The 11,838-nt window shown below is 56.0% G+C and carries 9 protein-coding genes and 1 pseudogene; all 10 read left to right on the plus strand.

The window, feature by feature from the left end; genetic code table 11:
• Positions 1-76: 76 nt before the first annotated feature.
• Positions 77-892 (plus strand): annotated as a pseudogene (citC, locus tag HV127_RS11890) ([citrate (pro-3S)-lyase] ligase); the annotation flags it as partial.
• Between the two features lie 30 nt (positions 893-922).
• On the plus strand, positions 923-1,216 hold the full coding sequence (gene citD, locus HV127_RS11895; RefSeq protein ID WP_182236252.1) for a citrate lyase acyl carrier protein: 294 nt from the start codon (positions 923-925) through the stop codon (positions 1,214-1,216).
• On the plus strand, positions 1,213-2,082 hold the full coding sequence (gene citE / locus HV127_RS11900; RefSeq protein WP_182236254.1) for a citrate (pro-3S)-lyase subunit beta: 870 nt from the start codon (positions 1,213-1,215) through the stop codon (positions 2,080-2,082). Before citD ends, citE begins: the two co-directional genes overlap by 4 nt.
• 10 nt (positions 2,083-2,092) lie before the next feature.
• The gene (gene citF / locus HV127_RS11905) at positions 2,093-3,619 is read left to right on the plus strand and encodes a citrate lyase subunit alpha (protein WP_182236256.1); all 1,527 of its coding nucleotides are present in this window, start codon (positions 2,093-2,095) and stop codon (positions 3,617-3,619) included.
• A gap of 20 nt (positions 3,620-3,639) precedes the next feature.
• Positions 3,640-4,548, plus strand: a complete 909-nt coding sequence (gene citG, locus HV127_RS11910; protein WP_182236258.1) for a triphosphoribosyl-dephospho-CoA synthase CitG — start codon at positions 3,640-3,642, stop codon at positions 4,546-4,548.
• A gap of 248 nt (positions 4,549-4,796) precedes the next feature.
• A complete protein-coding gene (dapB, locus tag HV127_RS11915; protein WP_182236260.1) occupies positions 4,797-5,618 on the plus strand; it encodes a 4-hydroxy-tetrahydrodipicolinate reductase in 822 nt (273 codons plus the stop codon).
• A gap of 457 nt (positions 5,619-6,075) precedes the next feature.
• Positions 6,076-7,224 carry a glutamine-hydrolyzing carbamoyl-phosphate synthase small subunit gene (gene carA / locus HV127_RS11920; protein WP_182236262.1) on the plus strand — a complete coding sequence of 383 codons (1,149 nt, stop codon included), beginning with the start codon at positions 6,076-6,078 and terminating at the stop codon, positions 7,222-7,224.
• Positions 7,225-7,239: 15 nt separating this feature from the next.
• A complete protein-coding gene (gene carB / locus HV127_RS11925; RefSeq protein WP_182236265.1) occupies positions 7,240-10,464 on the plus strand; it encodes a carbamoyl-phosphate synthase large subunit in 3,225 nt (1,074 codons plus the stop codon).
• 141 nt (positions 10,465-10,605) lie between these two features.
• Positions 10,606-11,490: an ROK family protein gene (locus HV127_RS11930; RefSeq protein ID WP_182236267.1), complete on the plus strand. Its 885-nt coding sequence runs from the start codon at positions 10,606-10,608 to the stop codon at positions 11,488-11,490.
• A gap of 103 nt (positions 11,491-11,593) precedes the next feature.
• The gene (locus tag HV127_RS11935; protein WP_112215572.1) at positions 11,594-11,827 is read left to right on the plus strand and encodes a YgdI/YgdR family lipoprotein; all 234 of its coding nucleotides are present in this window, start codon (positions 11,594-11,596) and stop codon (positions 11,825-11,827) included.
• The last annotated feature ends 11 nt before the right edge of the window (positions 11,828-11,838 follow it).

An 11,838-nucleotide genomic window follows, 5' to 3' on the forward strand; every position in this document is an offset into this window, starting at 1 on the left:
AAAAATCGGCTCAAACATGAAGAAATGAAATGACTGAGTCAGCCGAGAAGAATTTCCCCGCTTATTCGCACCTTCCCTAAGCCTGAAGCTGCTGACCGAACTGATGACTCAGGCGTATGAACTGGGCCGCAGCGAACTGTTTTTATTCACCAAACCGTATAACGCCGCGCTCTTTTCCTGCGCTGGATTCTGGCCTATTGCCCACGCAGGCGACCAGGCCGTTTTGATGGAGAACAGCCGTGAACGTCTGGCGCGTTATTGCCGCCAGCTCACGATGTATCGCCAGCCGGGGGAAAAAATTGGCGCCATCGTAATGAACGCCAATCCCTTTACGCTGGGGCATCGATGGCTGGTCGAGCAGGCCGCCCGCCAGTGCGACTGGCTGCATCTGTTCGTGGTGAAGGAAGATGCGTCATTTTTCAGCTATCAGGATCGCGTCATGCTGATTGAGCAAGGGATTGCGGGAATTGAAAACGTCACCCTGCATCCGGGATCGGCTTACCTGATCTCCCGGGCGACATTCCCCGGCTATTTCCTGAAAGACAAAGGCGTGGTCGACGACTGCCACTGCCAGATCGATCTCCAGCTTTTCCGCGAACATCTCGCCCCGGCGCTACAGATAACCCACCGTTTTGTCGGCAGCGAGCCGCTGTGTTCATTAACCCGTCATTACAACCTGCGCATGCAGCAGCTGCTTGAAGCGCCCGGCGCTATACCGACCATTCAGGTGGTTGAGCTGGATCGGGTTGAGAAAGATGGCGGGCCGATCTCCGCTTCCCGAGTGCGCAAGCTCTATAAAGAGCGCCGGTGGTCGGCTATCGAGCCGCTGGTGCCGCCGGGAACGCTCTCTTTTCTGATGCATCTGGCGGAAAGCGAACATCAAACCGCCTGATTTTACCTCCATAACTAAGGATCTGCCTCTATGGAAATGATGATTGACGCCCTGGCCGGCACGCTGGAGTCCAGCGATGTGATGGTCAGGATTGGGCCTGCTAATGAGCCGGGTATCCAGCTTGAAATCGACAGCGTCGTGAAGCAGCAGTTTGGCGCCGCGATTGAGCGGGTGGTCAGAGAGACGTTGGCGCAGCTTGACGTCACCCAGGCGAATGTGGTCGTCGATGATAAAGGTGCGCTCGAATGCGTACTGAAGGCTCGCGTTCAGGCCGCGGCGCTGCGCGCAGCTAAACAATCTCAACTGCAATGGAGCCAGCTATGAAACCTCGTCGCAGTATGCTGTTTATTCCCGGCGCGAATGCCGCGATGTTAAGCACCTCTTTTGTTTACGGCGCAGACGCGGTGATGTTTGACCTCGAAGACGCCGTTTCACTGCGTGAAAAAGATACCGCCCGCCTGCTTGTGCATCACGCGCTCCAGCATCCGCTGTATCGGGATGTCGAAACCGTGGTGCGTATTAATCCGCTCAATACCCCGTTTGGCCTTGCTGACCTCGAAGCGGTGGTGCGTGCGGGCGTGGATATGGTCCGTTTGCCGAAAACCGATAGCAAAGAAGATATCCATGAGCTGGAAGCCCACGTTGAGCGCATTGAGCGCGAGTGTGGCCGGGAAGTGGGCAGCACCAAATTAATGGCGGCGATTGAATCAGCGCTTGGCGTGGTGAATGCGGTCGAGATCGCCCGCTCCAGCCCGCGTTTGTCGGCCATTGCGCTGGCGGCCTTTGACTACGTGATGGATATGGGCACCTGCCGCGGCGACGGCACCGAGCTGTTTTATGCTCGCTGCGCGGTGCTGCACGCCGCCCGCGTTGCCGGGATCGCGGCCTATGACGTGGTGTGGTCGGATATCAATAACGAAGACGGTTTCCTCGCGGAAGCGAATCTGGCGAAAAATCTCGGCTTTAACGGCAAATCGCTGGTGAACCCGCGTCAGATTGAGCTGCTGCATCAGGTTTATGCCCCAACGCTTAAAGATGTCGAGCATGCGCGCGAAGTTATCGCGGCGGCGGAAGAGGCGGAAGAGCGCGGCCTCGGCGTGGTATCGCTGAACGGCAAGATGATAGATGGACCGATTATCGATCATGCGCGCAAAGTCGTGGCGCTGTCGGCTTCCGGCATTCGTGATTAAGGGGGAAATAATGAAAGAGACCGTGGCAATGCTTAATCAACAATACGTCGTGCCGGAAGGGTTAGAGCCCTATGCGGGCGTGACCGCGAAAAGCCCGTGGTTGGCCAGCGAAAGCGAAAAGCGCCAACGTAAAATTTGCGCCTCGCTGGAAGAGGCGATTCGCCGCTCCGGGCTGCAAAACGGCATGACCATCTCCTTCCACCACGCGTTTCGCGGCGGCGACAAGGTGGTCAATATGGTGGTGGCGAAGCTGGCTGAAATGGGCTTTCGCGATCTGACGTTAGCCTCAAGCTCGCTGATCGACGCTCACTGGCCGCTGATCGAGCATATTAGAAACGGCGTGGTTCGCCAGATTTATACCTCTGGCCTGCGCGGTAAGCTCGGGGAAGAGATCTCTGCGGGCCTGATGGAAAACCCGGTACAAATTCACTCCCACGGCGGTCGCGCGCATTTAGTGCAAACCGGCGAGTTGAGTATTGACGTGGCGTTCCTTGGGGTGCCGTGCTGCGATGAGTATGGCAACGCCAACGGCTTTAGCGGCAAATCTCGCTGCGGCTCACTGGGCTACGCCAAAGTGGATGCTGATGCCGCTAAATGCGTGGTTCTGCTGACCGAAGAGTGGGTTGATTATCCGAACTACCCGGCCAGTATCGCTCAGGATCAGGTTGATCTGATCGTGCAGGTTGAGGAAGTTGGCGATCCGGCGAAAATCACCGCCGGGGCGATCCGCCTGACCAGCAACCCGCGCGAGCTACTGATCGCTCGCCAGGCGGCCAAAGTGATCGAACATTCTGGCTACTTCAAAGACGGCTTCTCTTTGCAAACCGGCACTGGCGGCGCGTCGCTGGCGGTAACCCGCTTCCTCGAAGATAAGATGCGTCGTAATGAGATCACCGCCAGCTTTGGTCTGGGCGGGATCACCGGCACGATGGTCGATCTGCATGAAAAGGGCCTGATTAAAGCGCTGCTGGATACCCAGTCTTTCGACGGCGATGCTGCGCGTTCGCTAGCGAATAACCCGTACCATATCGAAATCTCTGCTAATCAGTACGCGAACCCAAGTTCTAAAGGCATCTCTTGCGAGCGCCTGAACGTGGTGATGCTGAGCGCGCTGGAAATTGATACCGGGTTCAACGTCAACGTGATGACCGGCTCCAACGGCGTGCTGCGTGGGGCATCTGGTGGCCATAGCGATACGGCGGCAGGGGCTGATTTAACCATTATCACCGCGCCGCTGGTGCGCGGGCGTATTCCGTGCGTGGTGGAGAAGGTGCTAACTCGCGTCACGCCGGGGGCCAGCGTGGATGTGCTGGTGACCGACCACGGTATTGCCGTGAATCCGGCGCGTCAGGATCTGATCGATAACCTGCGCAGCGCCGGTATCCCGCTGATGACGATTGAAGAGCTACAACAGCGCGCTGAGCTCCTGACCGGTAAACCTGAGTCGATCGAATTTACCGACCGGGTGGTGGCGGTAGTGCGTTATCGCGATGGTTCAGTGATTGACGTGATTCATCAGGTTAAAACCGCCAGCTAAACGCATCGAGGAGAGAAGGCATGAGCGAAGTGATCATGAGCCTGCATCGCCAGTTGAGTCGTCAAACGGTCGCGGCGGAGGATATCGTTTCTCGCGTGGAGCGGGCGCTGCTGACGGAAGTGCGCCTGACGCCAAAACCGGGTCTGGTGGATATCCGTAACACCGGCGCGCATCAGGATATGGATCTGGCGTCATTTGAAGCCAGTACGGCGGTTGTCGCCCCGTGGATGGAGAAGTTTTTCATTATGGGTCACGACACGGCCAATATCACACCGGAACAGGTGCTGATGATGCTGCGTCCAGTGGGCATGGCCTGCGAGACGGATATGCTGGAGGTCACCGGGGGGGTGAATACCCATCGCGGGGCGATCTTCGCTTTTGGCCTGCTCAGCGCGGCGGCAGGAAGGCTGGTTGCCCGAGGGGAGCCGGTTGAACAGCACCGGGTTTGCGATCAGGTTGCCCGATTCTGTCGCGGCGTGGTTGGGCGCGAGCTTTCCCCCTCGGAAGGGAAGAAGGTGAGCAAAGGCGAGGCGCATTTCCTGCGCTACGGGCTGTCTGGTGCCCGGGGTGAAGCGGAAAGCGGCTTTCGTACCGTGCGCACTCAGGCGATGCCGGTATTTAATCGCGTGATGGAAGATACCGGCGATACCAATCTGGCGTTATTACAGACCTTGCTGCATCTGATGGCGTGGAATGACGATACCAACCTGGTTTCACGCGGCGGGCTGGAAGGACTCAACTTTGTTCAGCAGCAGGCGCAAAAGCTGCTGTGGGAAGGCGGAGTGCTGGCCGACGGTGGGCTGGAAGCGTTACGTCAGCTGGACGATGAACTGATTGTTCGCCATCTCAGCCCCGGCGGCAGCGCCGATCTGCTGGCGGTCACCTGGTTCCTGTATGGCTTCCCTCCAGGAGAGCTGTTCCTGCATTAATTGTTCGGCTTTTCATCAATAGCTGACCCCGGATTGGCCTGCAAATGGCTGAACCGGGGTTCCTGAATCCACATGCGTACCCCTTCTCACTACTCAACGCCAAATTCCCGGCACAATCGTATAGTTTTTACTGATATCGGCGGCAGTTTGTCATAAATTTCTAATTATCGGTGTTTTTGAGTAGCGGCTCATCGACGGGCTGGTTACTCTGAAAACAATTTACGTAGTGTTAACAAAAGAGAATAGCTATGCATGATGCACAAATCCGCGTGGCCATCGCGGGCGCGGGCGGCCGGATGGGACGCCAGTTAATCCAGGCGGTACAGCAAATGGACGGCGCGGCGCTTGGCGCGGCTCTGGAACGTGAAGGCTCCTCACTGCTCGGCAGCGATGCGGGCGAGCTGGCGGGCGTGGGTAAGTCAGGCGTTGTGGTGCAAAGCAGCCTTGAGGCGGTAAAAGATGATTTCGACGTGTTCATCGATTTTACCCGCCCGGAAGGCACGCTGAACCACCTCGCTTTTTGCCGTCAACACGGTAAAGGGATGGTGATCGGCACCACCGGCTTTGATGATGCCGGGAAGCAGGCGATTCGCGATGCTTCGCAGGAAATCGCCATTGTATTCGCCGCCAACTTTAGCGTCGGCGTCAACGTGATGTTAAAGCTGCTGGAGAAAGCGGCGAAGGTGATGGGCGACTATACCGATATCGAAATTATCGAAGCGCACCATCGCCACAAAGTCGATGCCCCATCGGGTACGGCGTTAGCGATGGGCGAGGCGATTGCCGGTGCTCTGGATAAAGATCTGAAGGACTGTGCGGTCTACAGTCGTGAAGGTTACACCGGTGAACGCGAGCCGGGCACGATCGGTTTTGCCACCGTACGTGCCGGAGATATCGTCGGTGAGCATACAGCGATGTTTGCCGATATCGGCGAACGTATCGAAATCAGCCATAAGGCCTCCAGCCGGATGACTTTTGCAAATGGTGCAGTTCGCTCAGCATTATGGTTGAAAGGTAAGAAAAACGGTATTTTTGATATGCGTGACGTGCTTGAACTGAACTCTTTATAACGATTATTACCCATCGTGATGTGGTTATTGCATTCAATATGTAATTGATTGCAAAGGGCAATATTTTATTGCCCTTTTTATTTTTTCCGATTTTTTTATATTTTTATCATCAAGTCTTCAAAAGATTATGTTATCTGCGTATTTTTTATTGTTTTATTGTAAATTTTGACCATCTGGTCTACTTTTTTGTTCTCCGCTCAATGATTTTACAATAATCCGGCCCCGCAAGCGTTTTCCCTGGCTAGTTAGTTGATCTTTTTACCAGCTAAGGCTGGTATTGCTGAACAGTGGCTTGAAATAAGATTAAAAATATCCGCTTTAAGTTGACTTTTACCCGCCATCTCTCCAGAATGCCGCCGTTTGCCAAAATTCTGCGGGCAACAGATTTGCATTGATTCAGATCTGCATTATGAATTAATATGCAAATAAAGTGAGTGGATATTCTCTGGAGGGTGTTTTGATTAAGTCAGCGCTATTGGTTCTGGAAGACGGAACCCAGTTTCACGGTCGGGCCATTGGGGCTACCGGCACGGCGGTTGGGGAAGTCGTTTTCAATACTTCAATGACCGGTTATCAAGAAATCCTCACTGATCCTTCCTATTCCCGCCAAATCGTCACTCTGACTTATCCCCATATCGGCAACGTCGGCACTAACGCCGCTGATGAAGAATCTTCTCAGGTACATGCGCAGGGCCTGGTCATTCGCGACCTGCCGCTGATTGCCAGCAACTTCCGCAATACCGAAGACCTCTCTTCTTACCTGAAGCGCCATAACATTGTGGCGATCGCCGATATCGATACTCGTAAGCTGACCCGTCTGCTGCGTGAGAAAGGCGCGCAGAACGGCTGCATTATTGCGGGCGACAGCCCGGATGCGCAGCTGGCGCTGGAAAAAGCGAAAGCGTTCCCGGGCCTGAACGGGATGGATCTGGCGAAGGAAGTGACTACCGCAGAAACCTACAGCTGGACGCAAGGTAGCTGGACTCTGGCGGGCGACCTGCCGGAAGCCAAAGCAGAAAGCGACCTGCCGTTCCACGTTGTGGCCTATGATTTCGGCGCGAAACGCAACATTCTGCGCATGCTGGTCGACCGCGGCTGCCGTCTGACGGTAGTGCCGGCGAAGACCTCCGCTGAAGACGTGCTGAAGATGAATCCGGACGGTATCTTCCTGTCTAACGGCCCCGGTGACCCGGCTCCGTGCGACTACGCCATCGAAGCGATTGAGAAGTTCCTCGAAACCGAGATTCCGGTATTCGGCATCTGCCTTGGCCATCAGCTGTTGGCGCTGGCGAGCGGAGCGAAGACCATCAAGATGAAGTTTGGTCACCATGGTGGTAACCACCCGGTTAAAGATATTGATAACAACGTGGTGATGATTACCGCGCAGAACCACGGTTTTGCGGTGGATGAAGCCTCGATGCCTGCTACCCTGCGCGTGACCCACAAGTCGCTGTTCGACGGCACCCTGCAGGGGATTCATCGTACCGATAAACCAGCGTTCAGCTTCCAGGGACACCCGGAGGCGAGCCCGGGTCCGCACGATGCCGCGCCGCTGTTCGACCACTTTATCGAATTGATTAAGCACTACCGTTCTTCAGCAAAATAATCAGGAGCAAACAAAATGCCAAAACGTACAGATATAAAAAGCATCCTGATTCTTGGCGCTGGCCCGATCGTTATCGGCCAGGCTTGTGAATTTGACTACTCCGGCGCGCAGGCGTGTAAAGCGCTGCGCGAAGAAGGTTATCGCGTCATTCTGGTGAACTCCAACCCGGCGACCATCATGACCGACCCGGAAATGGCCGATGCGACTTATATCGAGCCGATTCACTGGGAAGTGGTACGCAAAATTATCGAAAAAGAGCGCCCGGATGCGGTTCTGCCGACCATGGGCGGCCAGACCGCGCTGAACTGTGCGCTGGAACTGGAACGTCAGGGCGTATTCGAAGAGTTTGGCGTCACCATGATTGGCGCCACTGCTGACGCGATTGATAAAGCCGAAGACCGCCGCCGTTTCGACGTGGCGATGAAGAAAATCGGCCTCGACACCGCGCGTTCCGGCATCGCTCACACTATGGAAGAAGCGCTGGCGGTTGCCGCTGACGTCGGCTATCCGTGCATCATTCGCCCATCTTTCACCATGGGCGGCACCGGCGGCGGTATCGCCTACAACCGCGAAGAGTTCGAAGAGATCTGCGAGCGCGGTCTGGATCTTTCCCCAACGAAAGAGCTGCTGATTGATGAGTCGCTGATTGGCTGGAAAGAGTACGAGATGGAAGTGGTGCGTGATAAAAACGACAACTGCATCATCGTCTGCTCTATCGAAAACTTCGACGCTATGGGCATCCATACCGGTGACTCCATCACCGTCGCCCCGGCGCAGACCCTGACCGATAAAGAGTACCAAATCATGCGTAACGCCTCGATGGCGGTACTGCGTGAAATTGGTGTAGAAACTGGCGGTTCCAACGTTCAGTTCTCGGTCAACCCGAAAGACGGTCGCCTGATCGTTATCGAAATGAACCCGCGCGTCTCCCGCTCCTCGGCGCTGGCCTCGAAAGCCACCGGCTTCCCGATTGCTAAAGTAGCGGCGAAACTGGCGGTAGGTTACACCCTTGATGAGCTGATGAACGACATCACCGGCGGCCGTACTCCGGCGTCGTTTGAGCCGTCCATCGACTACGTTGTGACCAAAATCCCACGCTTTAACTTCGAGAAATTCGTCGGCGCGAACGACCGCTTGACCACCCAGATGAAATCGGTCGGTGAAGTGATGGCGATTGGCCGCACTCAGCAGGAATCCTTACAGAAAGCGCTGCGCGGCCTGGAAGTGGGCGCGACTGGTTTCGACCCGAAAGTGAGCCTGGATGACCCAGAAGCGCTGACCAAGATTCGCCGCGAGCTGAAAGATGCCGGTGCCGAGCGTATCTGGTATATCGCTGACGCCTTCCGCGCTGGTCTGTCCGTTGACGGCGTGTTCAACCTGACCAATATCGACCGCTGGTTCCTGGTGCAGATTGAAGAGCTGGTGCGTCTGGAAGAGAAAGTGACTGAAGTCGGTATTACCGGCCTTGACGCTGACTTCCTGCGTCAGCTCAAGCGTAAAGGTTTTGCCGATGCGCGTCTGGCGAAGCTGGCGGGTGTGCGCGAAGCGGAAATCCGCAAGCTGCGCGACCAGTTCGACCTGCACCCGGTCTACAAGCGCGTAGATACCTGCGCGGCGGAATTTGCCACTGACACCGCTTATATGTACTCCACTTATGAAGATGAGTGCGAGGCGAACCCGTCCGTTGACCGCGACAAAATCATGGTTCTCGGCGGCGGCCCGAACCGTATCGGTCAGGGTATCGAGTTTGACTACTGCTGCGTTCACGCCTCGCTGGCGCTGCGCGAAGACGGTTACGAGACCATTATGGTCAACTGTAACCCGGAAACCGTTTCGACCGATTACGACACCTCCGACCGCCTGTACTTTGAGCCGGTCACCCTGGAAGACGTGCTGGAAATCGTGCGCATTGAGAAGCCGAAAGGCGTTATCGTGCAGTACGGCGGCCAGACTCCGCTGAAGCTGGCGCGCGCGCTGGAAGCGGCAGGCGTACCGATTATCGGCACCAGCCCGGATGCGATTGACCGTGCAGAAGACCGTGAGCGTTTCCAGCAGGCGGTTGACCGTCTGAAGCTGAAGCAACCGGCAAACGCCACCGTAACCGCCATCGAAATGGCCGTCGAAAAAGCGAAAGAGATTGGCTACCCGCTGGTGGTACGTCCGTCCTACGTGCTCGGTGGTCGGGCAATGGAAATCGTCTATGACGAAGTTGACCTGCGTCGCTACTTCCAGACCGCCGTCAGCGTCTCTAACGATGCACCGGTGCTGCTGGACCGCTTCCTTGATGATGCGGTAGAAGTCGATGTGGATGCTATCTGCGACGGCGAAATGGTGCTGATTGGCGGCATCATGGAGCACATCGAACAGGCAGGCGTCCACTCTGGTGACTCCGCGTGTTCCCTGCCAGCCTACACGCTGAGCCAGGAAATTCAGGATGTCATGCGCGAGCAGGTGCAGAAGCTGGCCTTCGAATTGCAGGTACGCGGCCTGATGAACGTGCAGTTTGCGGTTAAAAACAACGAAGTCTACCTGATTGAAGTCAACCCGCGTGCAGCGCGTACCGTACCGTTCGTCTCGAAAGCCACCGGCGTTGCGCTGGCAAAAGTCGCGGCGCGCGTGATGGCAGGCCAGACGCTGGCGCAGCAGGGCGTGACCAAAGAAGTCATCCCGCCATACTACTCGGTGAAAGAAGTGGTGCTGCCGTTCAACAAGTTCCCGGGCGTAGACCCACTGTTAGGGCCAGAAATGCGCTCCACCGGTGAAGTGATGGGCGTGGGCCGCACCTTCGCGGAAGCGTTCGCTAAAGCGCAATTGGGCAGTAGCTCGACGATGAAGAAATCGGGCCGCGCGCTGCTCTCCGTACGCGAAGGCGACAAAGAGCGCGTGGTGGACCTGGCGGCAAAACTGCTGAAGTTCGGCTTCGAGCTGGATGCCACCCACGGTACCGCGATTGTGCTGGGCGAAGCCGGCATCAATCCGCGCCTGGTGAACAAGGTGCATGAAGGTCGTCCGCACATTCAGGACCGTATCAAGAATGGCGAATATACTTACATCATCAACACCACTGAGGGTCGTCAGGCGATTGCCGACTCCAAGCTGATTCGCCGCAGCGCGTTGCAGTACAAAGTGCATTACGACACCACGCTGAACGGCGGCTTCGCCACGGCGATGGCGCTGAATGCCAACGCGATTGAGAAAGTGACGTCGGTGCAGGAAATGCACGCGCAGATTAAAAAGTAATGTAATCTGCCAGTAACTGCGCCTCCGGTGGTTGACACCGGAGGCGCTTTTTTTTTGCGTTGCGATAAGCCGGGGCTAAACAAAAGTGACTATCCTTGTGAGCATTAATTTGTTTTTACGAATTTAATCAAGGGGATATATATGGCAATTCTATTGTTTGACTGGGGTGGTAGCGCGATTAAGTATGGCGTCTGGCAGCAGGGCGCATTAGCTGATACCGGGTCGGTTAAGACTCCAGCCAGCTGGCCGGAGATGAAGGCGCAGCTGCTGATGCTGTGCCAGCAATTTCAGCAGCGCTATGCTATTGAGGGCGTTTCCATCAGCGCACCGGGAAGCGTCGATGCCCTGCGTGGGGTAATTGGCGGGCTGAGCGCCATCCCCTATATTCACCACTTTGCGATTGTCGAAGAGCTGGAGACGCTATTCTCGCTACCGGTGTGCATTGAAAACGACGCCAATTCGGCGGGTATCGCCGAAGCGGCGCTGGGGGCGGGGCGGGACTACCAGCACGTGTTGTTTGTGATCGTCGGTTCCGGCGTGGGCGGTGCGATTGTCGAAAACAAGGTCCTGCGGCGCGGTAGCCATCGCTATGCGGGAGAGTTTGGCCTGATGACGCTTCACGATGGGCAAACCTTTAGCGAGCTGGCGACCGCGGTGGCGATGGCGCGACGTTACGCGCAGAGAATGTCGCTGGCGTCAGATTCGCTCACTGGCGCTGACGTTTTTCGCCTGGCGGAAGAAGGCGATGATATTGCACAGCAGGAAGTGGCGCAGTTTTACCACTGGATGGCGGTGGGCTTACTCAATTTGCAGGTCTGCTATGACCCGGATTGCCTGATTATCGGCGGCGGTATCTCCGCCAGCGATAAAATTTTTGCCGGTATTAAGCAGCGCCTGGCTGGACTGGTGCAAGAGAAAGAACTGGCAGAATTCCTGCCGCAGGTTCTGCTCTGTCAGTATCGCAACGAGGCCAACCTGATTGGCGCGGCGGTGAGCTTCGAGCAAAAACAAAGGAATTCGCGCTAAAACGCCACTTCGGAGAGTTCTGGTTTTCTCTCCCAGTTCAGTCAGCTAGCCTAAAGTGGTTAGGGTGATAATTAATTTGACTGAATAACGGGAGAGAAACACGATGCAATTCAAACCACTCACTGCGGCAATTTTCACCGCCGCTGCACTGTTTACCATCGCCGGGTGTTCAACAAACCAGTCGCTAAAAACCACCGATGGCAGAACGATTGTGACCGATGGCAAACCGCAGGTAGATGATGATACCGGGCTGGTGTCCTATAAAAATGCTGAAACCGGCCGCACCGAGCAGATCAATCGCGATCAGGTGAAATCGATGGACGAACTGGATAACTAAGCGTTATCCGT

Source organism: Klebsiella sp. RHBSTW-00215 (assembly GCF_014103785.1).
GTDB lineage: Bacteria > Pseudomonadota > Gammaproteobacteria > Enterobacterales > Enterobacteriaceae > Klebsiella.